At 36.1% G+C, this 18076-nt stretch carries 11 protein-coding genes and 1 pseudogene; 9 read left to right on the top strand and 3 right to left on the bottom strand.

The window, feature by feature from the left end; translation table 11 throughout:
- The 4 genes and pseudogenes from EJA10_RS10540 to EJA10_RS10525 all read left to right on the top strand — a co-directional run bounded on the left by EJA10_RS10540 (window position 1) and on the right by EJA10_RS10525 (window position 3631).
- Window positions 1-666, top strand: a complete 666-nt coding sequence (locus EJA10_RS10540; protein WP_125480246.1) for a CpsD/CapB family tyrosine-protein kinase — start codon at window positions 1-3, stop codon at window positions 664-666.
- Between the two features lie 105 nt (window positions 667-771).
- A pseudogene (locus EJA10_RS10535) lies at window positions 772-1537 on the top strand (tyrosine-protein phosphatase).
- Between the two features lie 352 nt (window positions 1538-1889).
- Entirely contained in the window at window positions 1890-2603 is a 714-nt protein-coding gene (locus EJA10_RS10530) for an IspD/TarI family cytidylyltransferase (RefSeq protein WP_125479969.1), read from the top strand.
- Window positions 2600-3631, top strand: coding sequence for a ribitol-5-phosphate dehydrogenase (locus EJA10_RS10525; protein WP_125479968.1), 1032 nt, complete (start codon window positions 2600-2602; stop codon window positions 3629-3631). Before EJA10_RS10530 ends, EJA10_RS10525 begins: the two co-directional genes overlap by 4 nt.
- Window positions 3632-3701: 70 nt before the next feature.
- Here EJA10_RS10525 and EJA10_RS10520 read toward each other — a convergent pair whose 3' ends face one another.
- Complete coding sequence (locus EJA10_RS10520; RefSeq protein WP_125479967.1) at window positions 3702-6470, bottom strand: bifunctional glycosyltransferase/CDP-glycerol:glycerophosphate glycerophosphotransferase; 2769 nt, start codon at window positions 6468-6470, stop codon at window positions 3702-3704.
- A 14-nt stretch (window positions 6471-6484) separates the two neighbouring features.
- Entirely contained in the window at window positions 6485-7831 is a 1347-nt protein-coding gene (locus EJA10_RS10515; protein ID WP_125479966.1) for a glycosyltransferase family 2 protein, read from the bottom strand.
- Between the two features lie 400 nt (window positions 7832-8231).
- On the opposite strand from EJA10_RS10515, the gene EJA10_RS10510 reads away from it, so the two are divergent.
- Together EJA10_RS10510 and EJA10_RS10505 are read left to right on the top strand one after the other, a co-directional pair.
- Window positions 8232-9395, top strand: a complete 1164-nt coding sequence (locus EJA10_RS10510; RefSeq protein WP_125479965.1) for a CDP-glycerol glycerophosphotransferase family protein — start codon at window positions 8232-8234, stop codon at window positions 9393-9395.
- 74 nt (window positions 9396-9469) lie between these two features.
- Window positions 9470-11362 (top strand): CDP-glycerol glycerophosphotransferase family protein, encoded by a 1893-nt coding sequence (locus tag EJA10_RS10505; RefSeq protein WP_125479964.1) that lies wholly within the window; start codon window positions 9470-9472, stop codon window positions 11360-11362.
- 99 nt (window positions 11363-11461) lie between these two features.
- Here the strand turns inward: EJA10_RS10505 and EJA10_RS10500 are convergent, their stop codons facing one another.
- A complete protein-coding gene (locus EJA10_RS10500; protein WP_125479963.1) occupies window positions 11462-13825 on the bottom strand; it encodes an SH3 domain-containing protein in 2364 nt (787 codons plus the stop codon).
- A gap of 375 nt (window positions 13826-14200) precedes the next feature.
- On the opposite strand from EJA10_RS10500, the gene EJA10_RS10495 reads away from it, so the two are divergent.
- The 3 genes from EJA10_RS10495 (at window position 14201) to galU (ending at window position 17957) form a co-directional block, all read left to right on the top strand.
- On the top strand, window positions 14201-15145 hold the full coding sequence (locus tag EJA10_RS10495) for a Wzz/FepE/Etk N-terminal domain-containing protein (RefSeq protein ID WP_125479962.1): 945 nt from the start codon (window positions 14201-14203) through the stop codon (window positions 15143-15145).
- A gap of 87 nt (window positions 15146-15232) precedes the next feature.
- Entirely contained in the window at window positions 15233-17053 is a 1821-nt protein-coding gene (locus EJA10_RS10490) for a polysaccharide biosynthesis protein (RefSeq protein ID WP_125479961.1), read from the top strand.
- Between the two features lie 16 nt (window positions 17054-17069).
- Complete coding sequence (galU, locus tag EJA10_RS10485) at window positions 17070-17957, top strand: UTP--glucose-1-phosphate uridylyltransferase GalU (protein WP_125479960.1); 888 nt, start codon at window positions 17070-17072, stop codon at window positions 17955-17957.
- The last annotated feature ends 119 nt before the right edge of the window (window positions 17958-18076 follow it).

The following is an 18076-nucleotide window of genomic DNA, read 5'->3' as shown; positions in this document are numbered from 1 at the left end:
ATGGATCATCGCAGAAAACTCATATCTGCGCAAAATAGCAAGTCCCCCATTACTGAACAATATAGGACGTTAAGAACAAATCTACATTTTACTTCGATAGATAAAGAGTTAAAAACCCTTATGGTAACCTCAACAGGGCCATCTGAGGGTAAGTCAACAACTGCCGCAAATCTTGCTGTGGTATTTGCTCAACAAGGCAAAAACGTACTACTAGTAGATGCTGATTTAAGGAAACCCACAGTTCATTACACCTTCAACTTAACAAATACCTCTGGTCTTACAAGTATATTGACGAGACAGTTATCGTTAGATGAGGCCATAGTAGAATCAAAAATATCAAGCCTTTATCTACTTCCAAGTGGTCCGATTCCGCCTAATCCGGCTGAACTTATGGCTTCTGGAACTATGGAACAATTTCTCGAGAATGCAAGCCGAGAATTTGATTTGGTTATATTCGACACTCCACCTGTAATGGCAGTTACTGATTCCCAAATATTATCTAATAAATGTGATGGTACAATCCTTGTGGTTTCCTGTGGAAAAACATTAACAGAAGAGGCAATTAAAGCAAAAGAGTTATTGGTTTCGGCAAAGGCTAATGTTCTTGGTGTAGTGCTAAATAATAAAAAGTTAAAAAATCCAAGTTATTATTATTACGGAAGCTAATTTCCATCCTCATCAAAATTAGGCAACTCACTTTCCTGTATTTTTTGGAATGGTAACAATTCAAAAGACTGAAAAATTTTACAATTTATTGATAGGATGGTTGCTATGATAGATATACATTGTCACATCCTCCCGGAAATTGATGACGGACCTAAAAGCATTGAAGATAGCGTTTATTTAGCAAAAGTAGCAGTAGAGGAAGGGATTCATACCATCATAGCCACCCCTCACCATAAAAATGGCCGCTACATAAACCCAAAGGCTAAAATACTTGAAAAAGTCATTGAATTAAATGATCGACTTAAGAATGAAAAAGTACCATTGACGATTCTTCCAGGACAAGAGACAGCCATACATGGAGAAATGTTAGAAGGGTATGAAAAGGGTGAAATTCTTACACTGAATGCCACCCAATATTTATTTGTAGAACTCCCTTCCACTCATGTACCTCGGTATACAGAACAATTGATTTTCGACCTACAGCTTAAAGGAATTATACCCATCATTGTTCACCCAGAACGAAATCAAGAAATCGTTGAGCAACCAGATCGTCTTTATCAGTTAGTTAAGAAAGGAGCTCTTGCACAGATAACAGCATCTAGCGTTGTTGGAGGTTTCGGGGAAAAAACTAAAGGCTTTTTCAGAGCAATTAATGGAGGCTAATCTTATCCACTTTATAGCCTCAGATGCTCATAATGCGGTTAATCGCAGCTTTCTGATGAAGCAAGCATATAAACATATACAGAACCGTTATGGTTTGGATATGGTTTACTATTTGAAAGAAAACGCAGAATACCTTGTGGAAGGTAACACTGTATATAAAGCTATTCCATCTAGGGTCAAAAAGAAGAAAATTCTTGGATTGTTTTGAGTTTCAGGTAAATATTTTTAATTCATCTGTCAGAGATGGAAGAATTGTTTATGTGTAAAATGAATAAGAGAACTAAAGATAAAGAACTGCTACTGATAATGTTTTGATAATATGTTATAAAAACATCTGGAAAACGGCCGGCGATACATTTGCCGGCTCTTTTTTGTGCCAAGGGGTAATATAACCAATCTCAATTTATATATATATAGTAATCGGACAATCAAAGATATATAAATTTTTCGGGTATGAATTAAATCAGCAGGATTTAATTGGTTTAATATAGAAATTTATGGTATGATTTGTAATTCCTTTTGAAGACATCCTACTACTATTATTACGAGGTGTTGTGCTCATGATTTATGCTGAAATTTTAGCTGGAGGAAAAGGAACACGGATGGGCAATGTCAATATGCCAAAACAGTTTTTAATGTTGAACAGCAAACCGATCATTATACACACCCTTGAAAAGTTCTTATTAAATGACCGATTTGAAAAAATTATAGTTGTATCGCCGAGAGAATGGATGTTTCATACCAAGGATTTAATTAAGAAGTATATTGATTTTGATGAGAGAATCGCTGTGGTAGAAGGTGGTTCAGATCGTAATGAATCAATTATGAAGGGTATTGATTATATTGATGAATACTATGGAATCCGTGATCACGATGTCATTGTTACACATGATTCAGTCCGTCCCTTCCTGACTCACAGGATTATTGATGAAAATATTGATGCGGTCCTTGAATATGGAGCGGTAGATACAGTAATTGAAGCAATTGATACCATTATCCAATCAATTGATGGCGAATTCATTTCAGAGGTTCCTGTGCGTGACACGATGTACCAGGGACAAACTCCACAAAGCTTCAATATTAAAAAGTTGGTTGACCATTATCAATCTCTGACAAAAGAACAAAAAGACATCCTCACAGATGCTTGTAAAATCTTTGCTTTAAAGGGTGAAAAAGTTAAGTTGGTCAAAGGTGAAGTATTCAATATTAAAGTTACTACTCCTTATGACTTAAAGGTTGCCGAAGCTTTTATCCAGGAGAGGGTTTTAAAATGATTAATCAAGTTTATCGGTTAGTCTCACCTCGGCAGTTTGAGGTTACTTATAAAGATCGCTCGCTGAAGTTTGACGAGGATTTTGTAGTCATTAGGCCAACCCATCTTTCAATTTGTGCCGCGGATCAAAGGTATTATACGGGGACTAGAGGTTTTGAAGCACTTGCGAAGAAGTTGCCAATGGCATTGGTTCATGAAGGCATCGGTAAAGTGGTGTATGACCCTAGGGGGGAGTTATCCTCAGGAACTTTAGTTGTGATGGTACCAAATACCCCGCTGGAGCAGGATGATATTATTGCGGAAAATTACTTGAGGAGCAGTAAGTTCCGATCCAGCGGATATGATGGATTCATGCAGGACTACGTTTTCTTAGGAAGAGACAGGATTGTTCCTTTGCCTGACAATATCAACCCTCAGGTAGCAGCTTTTACTGAGTTAATTACCATCAGTACGCATGCGATTGCTAGGTTTGAACGAAAATCTCATTTGCGTCGTCAGGTTTTCGGTGTTTGGGGAGACGGAAATCTAGGGTTTATTACAGCCCTCATTTTAAAGAAGAAATACAAGGACAGCAAAGTAATTGTTTTCGGGAAAACGGAGTATAAATTGGACAACTTTACTTTTGTGGATGAGGTTTATCAGATTGACAGAATACCGGAGGACCTTTGGATTGATCATGGTTTTGAGTGTGTTGGCGGCCAAGGAAGCCAGTTTGCCATCAACCAAATTATTGATTATATCCAGCCTGAAGGATCGATCTCCATTTTAGGAGTCTCGGAGTATCCAGTCGAAATCAATACAAGGATGGTTTTGGAAAAAGGAATCACTGTGATTGGCAGCAGCAGAAGCGGCCGTGAGGATTTCGTTCAAACAGTTGATTTCATGAAGGAATACCCAGATATACTTGAGTATTTTGGAATATTGGTTGGGCACGTTTGTGTAGTGAAAACAATACAGGATATTATCCATGCTTTTGAAAAGGATCTCACATCCTCCTGGGGCAAAACGGTTATGGAGTGGAGAATATAGTTTTAAACGAACCAATCTGTTAACTATAGCAAGAACAAAACGCCTAATAAGATAGGCGTTTTGTTTTTGTTCAGTCTATGATTCGTTTATATACTTTTTCAGAAATACTGGATCCAGTCCAGTAATCAAAAAACTTTTGAGAATATTGCTCCTGTTCATCTGTTATCTTGTATTTATTAGAGTCGATTCTTTTTATCGTATTAATTAAATCAGGAATATTAGTGACAACAGGGCCAATTTTTTGTTCGGAAAATTTCATGTAACCCTCTTTGTATTGTGTTTTATAGAAAGTTTCATAATCAAATTGTGTAAAGATAACTGGTTTTTTCATAAAGGCGAAATCAAAGAAAACAGACGAGTAATCGGTAATTAACAAATCGTGATCGATTAATAAGTCCTGAACTTTAACATTTTTATTATCAATAACGCGAATAAGCTCATAATCGGTTTTAAATAAATGCAAAAAATCTTGCATTTCATAATGAGGGTAAAAGTTTAGAACAGCATTATGATCTTTTAAGAATTGATGAACATTTTTATTCCTTAAAACTTCATTATAAAACTGAAAGTAATCTGATTTTATAAATTGGTCTTCAGAAGCGCCGTTCTGTTTGCTGCTCTTTAAATAAGATTTATTGGCTAATGTGCTGCGCCATGTCGGCATTAGTAATATTTGTTTTTGTTTATTTTCTTCTAATGGCTCATGCCTGATATATTTTGATAATCGATCGTATCTGGGAAGCCCTGTCTTGATAATTTGATCATCTTTATAGTGAGCGTCCTTAATGAAAAATTCAGATTCGTGAGTATTGGATGAAATGACTAAATCATATGCGGTCCTAAACTTGGAGGCTGCCATAGATATATCATTGTATACGATCCCGTGTTGAAGAAAAATTCTTTGATATTTTAATAAATCACCAAACTTTTCAAGAAAACTCCACTTTGAATAGCCAGATGGAACCATGTATGACTCTAAATCATATGAATTTACTAGCTTATTAGCATGCAGTAAATATAAATAATGCTTTATTGAATCAAACTTAATTACATTTCCGTATTTTTTCGCCTGTTCATAATCAGGTGAAGTTTTATCTATGACGTAGTGCCAATTAGCGTCATTATGATGATTTCTCACATACTTAAAAAGGTGAGAGGAGTTATCCTGGAAGGTATCTTTGCGCTCGCCAATCAATACAATATTTTTCCGCGCAAGGAATGGATAGGATAACCAGTATAGAAGTCTTAATTTCCCTCCGACTTTCAATCGCAGTTTCTTCGGGTTAATGATTTTTTTAAACTGAGAAAAGATCCTTTTACTTAAAGATCTCTTACTCTGCATGTAAATGCCTCTTTTATTATATATATCAAGATAGGCGAGGGATGTATTTTTATCCTTAACAGGTCCCTTAAATCTATGCAAGGAGGTACTGGCAATGACCTTCCTCGTTATGGATTGATTCGTCTTAAAATCATACATTTTCGTTTTTAGCAAAAAGTTATGATTCTGTAACTGTTTAACATCCCTTAATGGGATTAAAACCTTTATCCCGTGATATAAAGCCTGACTGTGAGAATGATAATCCTTCCTTTGGGTGAATATTACATCGTAATTTCCTATTGAATCCTTGGTTTTTGGATTCTCAAAGTAAAAAGTCATCTCGTTTTTCAATTTATCTCTTATTGCGATATTCGCCGAGTTAAATAGTCCATAAAAAACAAGGTGATCACCTTCAATTGTTAAATAATCAATCCATACGGACCAGTGACATGTGATGAATTCCTTACTGGTAACGTCCCTTTTTAATGGGATATAGGATTTATGATCTTCGATAGAAATGTAATTCTGAATTGTCCTTCCTTCCAAAAACAATTCCAATTTATTCTCTAATATAGAGTAATAGATCAAATTTAGAGATTGATTGGCAACAAAGTTGGAAAATAAGTATAAGGGAATCTTTTTATACATTTTTTGAAGTCTATAAAAAATCCCTATCTTTTCTTCCGTAGTGAGAACTTCTTTATGTTTGCCCGCCATAGCTGTTAAAAAACCATTGTACGTTCTAATCATGTATTTATATATAGATTCTTGTTGGTGGAGTGTCGCATCCCTGGGAATTAAATTCCATAGCCTTTCATTAACTACTAGATGATCAAAGTAATTTTTTGGCTTAACGTAGATATTGTCCATTGTAGATGTGCCTTCTTCTCTTTTGCGATAATGATAGACTGCTTCATCCAGTATAGCGATTGGTGTTTCATCCAACATTAAAGGAATGATGGCATAGGCATCCTCGAATGTTAGCCCTTCAGGGAAATGAAAATCCTTTGACCTGAGGTAATCCATATTAAATATTTTATTACATGGAGAAGGGCCGAATATTAAATCGGGAGTATCATATATATCATTAATAATGAAATTTCCTTTGCCAAAATACTTTTTCCACAAGTAATTGGGGGTTCTTGATGGGAAGGTTTCCAAGTCTCCAATCACTAATGGACAGTTAGTTTCTACAGCCATAGAATACAAGCTGTGGCAAGCATTCAATGGTAATACATCATCTGAATCCAGGAACATAACATAAGGAGTATCAACTAATTTTAAACCATAATTTCGGGCGGTTGACTGCCCGCCGTTCTCTTTACAGTAATAGGAAATATTTTCATGCTTTTCTGCATATGCTTTAGCGATTTCGCTGCTCTTGTCGGTTGATCCATCATCGATTAAGAACAATTTAACTGAATTAAAAAATGTTTGGCCGATTACGGATTCTATGCATTCCTTAAGGTATTTTTCTACATTATATATAGCGACAATAATACTGACTTGGTATTCCATGGCTTGGGTCCTTTCTAATCAATTAAACTTAAACGTTTTAAAGTGCGGTTTATTAGATTCACTTCGTTTAATAGGTAAGTGCGGTTAGAAGTTTTAATTCCGAATTGGAATTTATACCAATTGATTGGAACTTTTGCCTCGAATCCTGTATTCTCATAATCTCTTATGACAGAACCCCATATGACTCTATTTTTATAGGGCAAATTTTCTTTGGGTAAATAAATTGTTTTATTATCTCTTTTAATAAATAACTGATCATCTGCTTTCATTTTGTATACTTCATTGATAAATAAACCTTGTATTTTCCAATATAAACCACGGTATTTTGAGTACAGCAATTTTACGTTGTGTTGTCCTAATGATTTTTTCGCTGGTTGATAAGGCCAACCGTTTTTCCTTAAGGACAATAAATAATCTTTATAAATTTTACCCATGTCCTGGATTTTTATATATTTGGGCTCTAACGTTTGTAATAGCTCTGCGAGTAATTGAAAAAACTCTTCTTGCTCTTTCTTATCTAAAACCTTAAATATGATTCCATTATTCTTCGGGTATAGAAATAGTTTTAAATGATAAATAATTAAAAATTGAGTATAAGGGATGATTCTTTTGAATAACCTTAAGCTTTCATTAATCATGCCCTTGTAGCACTTGCGCAACACATCGGTATATCTAGATTTTTTATACCAAGCCAAATCAACCAGTGAATCCTTTTCAGACCGTTTTCGATAATAATATTTGGGTTCTGCGATCACTCCGTATCTTTTTGAACGCATTAATAAGGTATTGATTAAATATGCATCCTCCCAAAACATCAAATCTTTTCGGAAACGATATTTACCCTGACCGACAAATTGCTGACTCTTAAAAAAGCATCCCCCAATATGAAATTGGATTGCTTTATACTCTTTTGTAATATCAATAACACGAGTGCCTTTTTCAAAGCGATAATTAAGCCGATGTGGTGTGTCGGTGTTTTCAAAGTGATAGATAGGAATAACGGCTAATTGCACTTCGGTATTCTTATTGAAAAAGGAGGATACCTCCTTGAGTGTATCTTCAGACAGATAGTCATCTGCATCAAGAAATCCAATATAATCGGTATCTTCAGAAACTGCTTCCAGCCCTAGATTCCTAGCGTTTCCAGGTCCGAAATTTTCACTATAAATATATTTAATATTTCCTGGATATAGGTCTCGGTAGCTTTTACAAATTGCGCCAGTCTGATCAGTGCTGCCGTCATCGACAATAATGACTTCACAATATTGTGTAAAATCGAGGGTTTGGTTTATTAGACTTTCAACTGCTTCTTTAATGTATTTCTCTGCATTAAAGGCAGGAATAATAATGGTGAATTTCATGCTGTAGTAACCCCCTTTGTTAAATAAAAAATTTTATTTTACCTATGTCAATTCCCTTAACCTAGTATGAATAATCGTTAAGTAATCAATAACTTAAAGGTAATATAATAGTTTTCTGGGGAGTTTTTCAAAATATTGGTTTATATATACAAAGAAGGACTTTTGTGGCTGGTTGTAGAAACCTAATGTATGAATTTTCCTTTTGTTTAATCAGAAGTTTTTGAAGGAGTTAAGGAAAAGGCAGTGGCTGGAACAGGGACAAGTTTTTATCCTTTTTTCAGAAAATGATCAGGAGGGGTTCTTTAATAATCAGTAGATATTAACGTATATGGATCAACTTCTGCTGCAAAAAACAGTGTTGGTGAGTAAAAGATAAAATATTTGAAAGGCAGGCGAAAGAGTGGGGTCACTTAAATATGCTTCGACTATTATTACAAAAAAGGTCCTTCAAGTTGTACATTTCTCGTCTTGTCTGCTGTTTAAAGTAAATAAGAATAAAATTACTTTTGCTTCATACCGTTCTGATGAATTATCAGGTAATCTTCTGTATCTTTCAGAGGCTTTAAAAAGAAAGTACCCTGATAAACAGTATGTGACTTTAATGAAGAGGTTTGACAGCTCAGTGACTGGAAAAGTGAAATACTTTGTTCATTTAATCAAGGCAACCTATAGTCTAGCTACCTCGGCATATTTTATAATCGATGATTTTTATATACCCGTGTATTTTGTTCGGCCAAGGGAAAATACAGAAGTGATCCAGTTATGGCATGCAGCCGGGATCTTTAAAAAATTTGGCCTTAGTACTGTCGGGAAACCATTTGGACCACGCCCTGACTATTTAAAACATGTAAAGATTCACTCCAATTATTCAAGGCTATATGTTAGTTCAGCAGATGTTGTGCCTTACTATGCAGAAGCATTTGGAATGGACGAGGATAGAATTTACCCATTGGGATTACCAAGAACAGACTATTTTTTTAGCAATTCAAATACTGCATTGAAAGAGCGCTTTTTCAATGAATATCCCAATCTTAGAGGAAAAAAGTTATTACTCTATGCTCCAACTTATCGGGGGAAAAGCCATTATCAAGATGACTTTCAAAGTCCTATAGATTTTCAGATTTTGGAAGAGAAGTTAGGGGGCGAATACAGGATCCTGATTCACCTGCACCCTTATATGAGAGTTACGGATATATCAGATCAAAAATTTGTTTACCACATTCAAAAGGAATACAGTATCCTGGAGCTGATGAGCCTGGCTGATATTTTAATAACAGATTATTCTTCAGTCATTTTTGATTATAGTCTTTTAGGGAAACCGATGGTTTTTTTTGCACACGACCTTGAAGACTATAAAAGAGAAAGGGACTTTTACCTTGATTATAAAGAGATGGTGCCAGGACCTGTTTTTGCCCAGACAGAAGCACTGGCAGATTGGATTAAAAATGAGGACTTTAATTTAGAAGCTGTAAAGAACTTTAAAAAGCGTTTTTTTGATTTTCATGATGGGAAGGCTTCAGAACGTATTGCTATGCATATCATGGAAGATAAAACAGGCGGATGAGGGAGATACCAGCCTTTTTCTTGTAAAATATATATCTGGATACGCAAATTAGTTGGAGGAATGGAGTTACTTGCATGCTTTCAAAAGTAAAGAGAAAGATAAAGAGAATGCTAAGCAGAAATAAAGCAGTCCAATTGAATGGAACGGCCGCGATCGAGTATGGAGATTTCACTGACAAAGCCGTTGTCTTTGAAGAGGACCGAATAATCATTCAAAAAGATAGCTTGGGAGAATCTATTCCTTTCATCAATGAATTGGCTGGGATCGACGAGAATTTAATTCCCCGCCGAAAAATCACCGCACTTCAATGGAATGGTCCTATCCTTGAGATTAAAGGGTATTATTACTTAGAAGGTATATCATTATTAGAGGATGATCTTGTTAAGAAAAGATTAGTATTATTAAATAATACGTCAGGTATCAAAATCACCATTCCATTAAAAGACAAAGCTATTGATGAAATGGGACTTGTAGAAATTGAAGACAAATATTACTGGGCGGGTTTTCATGGAAAAATCAATTTTGCAACATTGGACGAAAATGCTCCCATTCCCCATGGGGAATATCGAGTATATATCGAATTGGAAGTACATGTACTGGGAGATAAGCATTATCGAAAGAGCTTCCCGCTGGGTAATATAGAGGGATTTTTAAATAATGGATTTCATTCTGCTAAAATGGAGTACTTTACTGCCAAGAAAGAAATGAAATTCAATTTACTGGCAACCTATGATTTGCCCCGAAAAACCCTGAAAATTACATCCAGCAAATTAAAGGATATGGATCCATCCGAAAGTGGCCTGGATGCAGTTGAAAATAAAAGGAGTATTTTCTATAAATTTTTTTCAAAGGCAGTATTTAACACTCTCTATCGTTTGTTTTGCTTGTTGCCTCTGAATGAGAAAAAAATCTTGTTTGCATCTGATAGCCGCACTGAAATGAGTGGGAACTTTAAATTTGTATATGATGAACTCGTCAGCCATGATTCAAATTATGAGATCCACTTCATGTTAAAGCAGGGAGTCGAAGAGAAAAAAACGTATAAGGAAATGGTAGAGCTTGCATATCTTATAGCCACATCTAAATTTATTCTGCTTGATGATTTCTATCCAATGGTCTATTCACTTAAAATTCGGGATGGAGCCGAGCTCGTTCAGCTGTGGCATGCCGTGGGAGCGTTTAAAACGTTTGGATTCAGCCGCTTGGGCCGGCCGGGGGGACCTTCTCCAAAATCTAGGAACCACCGTAATTACACAAAGGCAATTGTAAGTTCGAAGAATGTAGCTAAACATTACGCTGAAGGCTTTGGAATCGAGAAGGAAAAGGTGATTGCAACAGGTATCCCCCGGACTGATATCTTTTTTGACAAAGAATATCAACTTTCTGTCAGAGAAAATTTATACGCGGAATATCCTTTTTTAAAAGGAAAGAAGGTCATTATGTTTGCGCCAACTTTTCGTGGCAATGGGCAGCAGTCTGCCCATTATCCAATGGAAGTTTTGGATCTGGCAAAGTTATACGAAGAGCTGCATGAGGAATATGTCTTCTTGTTCAAGATTCACCCTTTTGTAAAAAATGATTTTAGCATCCCTTACCAATATAGTGACTTTTACTATGATTTTTCATCTTACAGGGAAATAAATGATCTTTTGTTTATAACCGACATATTGATAACTGATTATTCCTCTGTATGTTTCGAATTCGCCCTGCTGAACAAGCCGATGCTTTTCTTTGCATTTGATGTAGAGGAATATGTCAGGACAAGAGACTTTTATTATGATTTTCATTCATTTATACCTGGCCCGCTTGTTCGATCAGCGGAGGAAATCATAGGTAAAATCCAAAGGCGCGATTTCAAACTGGAGAAAATTGACCCATTCGTTCGTTATTTTTTTGATGAGGCGGATGGTAAATCAAGCAAGAGGGTAGTGGATCAAATTATCCTTGGAAAGAGTAATTTAAGATAAAGTCAAAAAAAGGAGCAAACAGTTTCTAAACTGTCGGCTCCTTTCTGATTTAAAGTGCATACATTTGCTATGAAGTTATTAAATATACTTTTGGTCGAACTATTTCAACTCTTGAACAACAAAGCTTGAACTTACCCACCCTGTTCTGCCATCTGCTAGCTTCACGCTATACCATGTTCTTGAAGAATCCATAACAGGGCTGCCACTTTGATCTAGAATGATATGAATATATTCATTCAGTTTAAAACTAGAGATTGGAGACTGAGAAGTTGAAGGAACAGGACGTACATTCAAGGTGTCCGCAGTCACTCTGCCAAGGTTTTTGACACTGATGAACTCCTTATACCGATCAAACTTAATATCACTTGTCCAATATTCCTTATTATTAAGCTTAACCTTAACCCAGTAATCATTATGCTTTTCGCTGATTTCGAACAGCGTATCCTTCTTAAGGGTAGTAGCCAGGGTTGTACTCCCTTTTTGATTTACTAGTTTAATATCTTTGTTGGCAGCTGCCTGGATCCCGACAGGAAATAAATCTATTCCTGCAGGTCTGGTTGGAATAGTAAAGATGGTGCTATTTACGGCAGCCTTATCATATTCAGCTTTATTGTAAGGAAGTATGTTCTGCATATGTGAAGCAATCTTTTGCCCCCACTTTTCATCGCTTGCATAATAAAAATTCATGCCTTCACTGTTGGTATCAATTCTTGTCCCACCAATTACTGTCTTCGTACTGAATCCTAAATAAGCGCCTTTATACTTCCAGTTTCCTGGATTCAAATAAGTTGCCTTCATTTCTTGTGCAATATAATCAATATTCTGTTCGATGGAGGCAAATCTGACTGCTCCTACAAAAGGAGTAGCATCAAATGCCCCGAATCCAAAGAGATTGTATTTGCCTAACGAGATATTGGATGTACCGTAACCGCTCTCCAGAATAGCGTGAGCTGCAAGGTAAAGAGCATTCACTCCATATTTGTTTCCTGCATCCAGAAAAACTTGTCCTTTATTAGCAAGGACGCTAGCCTTCCCGGTTCTGGCTGCATAATTATTGATATAATTATTGATTTGCGCAGCCGTAACCGTGGAAGGTTTACGTAAATCGATAAATTGATAGCCTTCCCTGTGCATAGGATCCCCTGTAATGACTTCTTTAATATATGTTCCTGATAAATAGCCGGTTTTGCCATTGTATGCAACTTTATACCACCCATTTGATACTTTATGGGTTGGAAATACAAATGTTCCGGTTGGGATGACCTGTAAAACTTTAGAGTCTATGTTAGCTGCTTCCCTTTGATTTAGATTCGTTGACGTTACGAAAGTCTTGCCACTGATTGCTGTCTCAGTCAATACCTGCTCTGGCTTGAGTTCCGGTTCTTGCTGTGAGTCAGGGTTGATTTCCGGCTCAATCGGTTCATTAGTCTCCGGCTCAGTTGCAGGAGTCTCTGCTGGTGGTGTATATATGGCTAAATCAGTGGAGTAGACATAACCCGTCTTACCACCAAATGATAATCTATGCCAGCCTCCCACACTTAAACTGGAAGTGAGTATAGTATTCTCTGGAATTTGCACAAGTTGGTTATATACATTTCCGTAAGAAGCATAAAGATATGTAGCTTTAGTTGAAATAAACTGACTCTTAGTGAATGTTTCAACAGGAGCAGCTATTGCATCGTTAGCCGGAATGTAAGCCTTCTTTCCATTAAAGGTGACTTTATACCACGTTTCTCCCAGACTGTTAACGACCTTCTGTGTAGAAAAAAACCCATTATTCGCCTCAATGTTAAATAATGAATTTTTCTTCCGATCAGGTGTCGGATATAGTTGAGTTGAATTCTTTGAAAAGTAATAAGTCTTTTTGATGGCAGTATACTGGTAATATTCCTTTAAGTATTTGCCGCTAACCCACCCGCTAACATTTACTTTTTTTCCATTAGAAGTGTAGGTATAAGTAACTTTGGTCCACGCGCCATTTCGTTCTGTTGAGGAGACGATTCCTCCTTTAGGAATTGTTTTAACAACCTTAGCTTTAGAACTGGCAGTGGAGCGAATATTTAAATTCACGCTTGTTTTAAACAGAGTTTTTGGGGTTTTGGTTGTACTAATTACAGATGTACTTTTAGCTAAAGTAACATTTTTAAGATATGCACCCGCAACCCAACCAGATTTGGTAACCTTTTTTCCGTTTAATGTATAGCTGTATGAAACCTTGTACCAATTACCATTCTGCTCGAAAGCAGTCACTTGCTTTCCTTTTGGGATCGTTTTAATGACTTTATAGTTCGTTCCAGCACCAGAACGCATATTCAGGTTGTTTGTAGTCTCGTAGGGAATATTATTTAGTTTAACTACAGCAGCAGCCTGAACGCTTGATGAATAAATAGACGTAACTGGCAGGGACGACATACCTACTAGAATACCGGTTGACAGAAACAGAACTTTCCCGACTTTTTTCATATGTTTCACTCCTGATTAATAGTATAATAGGCCTAATTAGTATTTTCTTAAGACAGACAGAAGATAGCATTAGATGCTCTATCAAATGATTTATAATATTTATCGGTTAATAGGGTAATTTATCAATAGATCGTCTGTGGTAAATAGTGGAATAAAACAATATTATTTTTTATTTTGGATATAAATTACAGTTAAAGAATAGATAATGTATGGTAAAATTAGACTGTCATTTTAAGTATATTGTAATTTTTTGCTGAAACGTAACAAATTGTAAGATATGCTTAATGAAATTATAATATTTTATAGAAGAATATGTCGATAGATGTTAAAATTTAAACTGATTTTAAGAATTTACTAATTTAAGGGGATAAAGGAATGCAAGAGGAAATAAGTTTGCGTGAAATAATAGAGGTTATTTTAAAAGGGAAAAAGCTAATTATTGGGATTACAATAATTGCTCTTATTATAGCTGCTATCTTAAGTTACTTTGTTATAAAACCATCATACGAAACAAAAGCAACAATCTTAGTCAATAACAATAGCTTTCAGCAAGTGGCAGGGGAGGAGCTTACTTCCTATTTGAATGAAGTCGTTTCTACTCAGGTTTATAGTGAGAGGCTTAAATCCCAGCAATTATTAAATCGGGTCATCAAAAATCATGAATTAAAGGATTGGACATTTAGAAGCCTGCAAAAAAACCTAAAGGTAGACACCGAAAAGGATTCTAAACTAATAACAATAACACTAGAAGGTAATGACCCTGAACTTATTTATAAGACATTGAACGCGATTATAGTGGAATCAAACACTTTTACTGGTGAATCTATTTCAAATCGATTATCAGCAGTTTCAGATCAATATAAAGCGCAACTGGGAGAGGAAAAAGAAAAACTGGATGCTGCTCTTGAAGATTATAACAAGGCTCAGGTGGCAGAAGGGTTGCCTGCAATTGTATTACTTGATGCCCTTACAAAAGAAGGAAAACAATATTTAATTGATATTGATGAAAGGTACTTAGATGAACTTCAAAACCTGGATAAAAATAAACAGGTGGAATTCCAAAAACTAAACAATCAGGTTAATGCCCTAACTAGTCTTTATAATAAATACAACGAAAAATATGAAGAAGCAAGAAGTCTTTCAAAACTATTTAACCTAGAAAATGTACTAACCATTGTTTCAGAACCAGATTTACCAGAAGATCCAGTTTCTCCAAATAAAGCTTTGAATATGGCATTTGCAGTTATTGTTGGAATTATGGTTGGTATTGCGGTTGTAATTTTTCAGCATTATTGGAATGAAACGAATAAAGGCTCTTAATAGAGCCTTTTCATATGGAATTTTTTTCTAAACGATAGTTGAAAATTCTACTTGCCAAGAAAATAAGGAATAAAGAAGGGATAATAATTGAGCTATAAAAAACGGGTTCCTTTGTTGATTTTACTGGATTCAGTAATCGTGATATCTTCTATTTTTATGGGTTTTTACATATTAAATCCCTACATGAATGTTTATACTGTTCCCATGCTGTGGATTAGTTCAATTACTCTATTGATTAGCCATCATGCATTCGCCTTCGCTTATCGGCTGTACCAGAAGGCTTGGGAATACGCAAGTGTTGGGGAGTTGTCAGCTATTGTAAAGGCAATCACACTCTCTGTATCCCTCGCAGGTGTGGTCCAGCTAGTGTTAAATCAGGATGTTTATCTGAGAGTTTTGGGGATCACTTGGATGCTCCATGTAATATTGATTGGAGGTTCACGCTTTTCTTGGCGTGTTTTTCGAGATCGATTTATTTCACCTAATCCGAATATGAAGCGTACCTTAATCGTTGGAGCGGGGTCAGCGGGAACAATGGTTGCAAGACAGTTATTACGAAATCCAGATGCTGATTTATATCCGGTGGCGTTTGTGGATGATCACCCTAAAAAATATAAACTCCAGATTTACGGTATTGAAGTCCAAGGAACAATCAAAGATATACCTCGTTTAGCTGATGAACTAAACATAGAAAATATTGTAATTGCCATTCCTTCATTGCAAAAACTAGAAATGAATAGAATATTTGCTGAGTGTTCTAAAACATCTGCTAAAACAAAAATTCTTCCGCTGATTGAGGACTTGGTAACTGGCAGAGTATCTGTAAGTCAGATACGGGATGTCCAAGTAGAGGATCTCTTAGGCCGTGAACCCGTAGAACTGGATTTAAGCAGTATTTCTGAGAAAATTTCCGGTAAAACAGTTCTTGTAACAGGAGCGGGAGGTTCAATTGGATCAGAAATTTGTCGGCAAATAGCTAAATTCTTGCCTCAAAAAATGGTTCTCGTTGGCCATGGTGAAAACAGCATATACTCGATTGACATGGAATTGAGAAATCAATACGGACAAGTAATTGAAATTGCTCCAATCATTGGTGATGTACAGGATAGGAATCGGATGTTCGAAGTCATGCAGGAACACAGTCCTAATGTAGTCTATCACGCGGCTGCACATAAACATGTGCCTTTAATGGAATATAATCCACGAGAGGCTGTTAAAAACAATGTTTTTGGGACAAAAAACGTTGCTGAAGCTGCAGACACATTCGGAGTTGAAACGTTTGTCCTTATTTCTTCAGATAAAGCAGTAAACCCAACAAATGTTATGGGTTCAACAAAGAGAATTGCTGAAATGATTATTCAAAAGTTAGACCAACACAGTAAAACAAAATTTGTAGCAGTAAGATTTGGGAATGTATTAGGTAGCCGAGGGAGTGTAATTCCACTATTTAAAAAGCAAATACAAGCAGGTGGACCGGTTACTGTTACACATCCCGAAATGACCAGGTACTTTATGACGATTCCGGAAGCCTCCCGTTTGGTAATCCAGGCTGGAACTCTTGCTAGAGGCGGTGAAATCTTCGTATTGGATATGGGTGAACCAGTAAAAATAACAAATCTTGCCCAAAACTTGATCAGATTATCTGGTTATACAATAGAAGAAATAGGTATTAAATATTCTGGGTTAAGGCCAGGCGAGAAGATGTATGAAGAGTTACTGAATGAGAAAGAAATACATCCTGAACCAATCTTTCCGAAGATTTTCATTGGCAAAGCTGTATTAGAACAAGAGGATGAAGTGAGTTATCTTCTTGATCAATTTGACCAATTTACTTCTTCACAAATAAAAGAGTATGTAATAAATCTAGCTAATCGAAAAAAAAACAAGATTTTTTTAGTGGCAAAGTAACAAGGGGGCAACAAAAATGAAAAAAGTTCGAAAAGCAATTATACCGGCAGCTGGTCTTGGCACTCGCTTTTTGCCAGCTACAAAGGCTATGCCAAAGGAAATGCTTCCCATTGTTGATAAACCTACCATTCAATACATTGTTGAAGAAGCAATTGCTTCAGGAATAGAAGATATTATCATTGTCACTGGGAAAGGAAAACGGGCAATAGAGGATCATTTTGATTTTGCCCACGAGCTTGAACAAAATTTAATAGATAAGAATAAGCTGGATCTACTTGATAAAGTTCGTTATTCAACAAATCTTGCTGATATTCATTACATTAGACAGAAAGAACCTAAAGGATTGGGTCATGCTGTTTGGTGTGCAAGGAACTTTATCGGTGATGAGCCGTTTGCTGTCCTACTAGGTGATGATATTGTGCAAAGTGAAACGCCTTGCTTAAAGCAGCTAATTAATCAGTATGAAATGACTCATTCATCAATAATAGGGGTACAAACTGTACCTGATAATGAAACGCACCGTTATGGAATTGTCGAACCTTCTGGACAAAATAACAGAAGATATCAGGTTGAGAATTTTGTGGAGAAGCCAGAGCAAGGAACAGCACCTTCGAACCTTGCAATTATGGGTAGATATATTCTTACACCTGAAATATTTATGTTTTTAGATGAGATGGAAACAGGGGCAGGTGGAGAAATCCAGTTAACCGACGCCATTCAGAAGCTGAACCAGATTCAAAGGGTGTTTGCTTATGACTTTGAAGGAAAACGTTATGATGTCGGCGAAAAAATAGGATTTGTAAAAACGACAGTAGAATTTGCACTGCAAGACGAAAACCTAAGAACAGAGTTGCTAGATTATCTAATGGAGATCACTGAAAAATCCAAGGTTAAAGGAAACTAATGGACGTTGCCCCTGTCCATGTGAAAGTTATTGGACAAGGGCTTTTTCTTTTTGGTGCTAGTAGTACAATTCATAATTAAAGTTGGTGTGTTAATAGTTTGTTTGAAAAGTTCATATTA

The organism is Mesobacillus subterraneus (assembly GCF_003937825.1).
Classification (GTDB): domain Bacteria; phylum Bacillota; class Bacilli; order Bacillales; family Cytobacillaceae; genus Mesobacillus; species Mesobacillus subterraneus.
Note: the sequence above shows the minus strand (reverse complement) of the source record. Positions and strands in the feature narration are given on the sequence as shown.

Bases quoted from the DNA above. Each gene is read 5' to 3' on its own strand.
- EJA10_RS10540 (WP_125480246.1), top strand. From the start codon at position 1: ATGGATCATCGCAGAAAACTCATATCTGCGCAAAATAGCAAGTCCCCC.
- EJA10_RS10530 (WP_125479969.1), top strand. From the start codon at position 1,890: ATGATTTATGCTGAAATTTTAGCTGGAGGAAAAGGAACACGGATGGGC.
- EJA10_RS10525 (WP_125479968.1), top strand. From the start codon at position 2,600: ATGATTAATCAAGTTTATCGGTTAGTCTCACCTCGGCAGTTTGAGGTT.
- EJA10_RS10520 (WP_125479967.1), bottom strand. From the start codon at position 6,470: ATGGAATACCAAGTCAGTATTATTGTCGCTATATATAATGTAGAAAAA.
- EJA10_RS10515 (WP_125479966.1), bottom strand. From the start codon at position 7,831: ATGAAATTCACCATTATTATTCCTGCCTTTAATGCAGAGAAATACATT.
- EJA10_RS10505 (WP_125479964.1), top strand. From the start codon at position 9,470: ATGCTTTCAAAAGTAAAGAGAAAGATAAAGAGAATGCTAAGCAGAAAT.
- EJA10_RS10500 (WP_125479963.1), bottom strand. From the start codon at position 13,825: ATGAAAAAAGTCGGGAAAGTTCTGTTTCTGTCAACCGGTATTCTAGTA.
- EJA10_RS10495 (WP_125479962.1), top strand. From the start codon at position 14,201: ATGCAAGAGGAAATAAGTTTGCGTGAAATAATAGAGGTTATTTTAAAA.
- galU (WP_125479960.1), top strand. From the start codon at position 17,070: ATGAAAAAAGTTCGAAAAGCAATTATACCGGCAGCTGGTCTTGGCACT.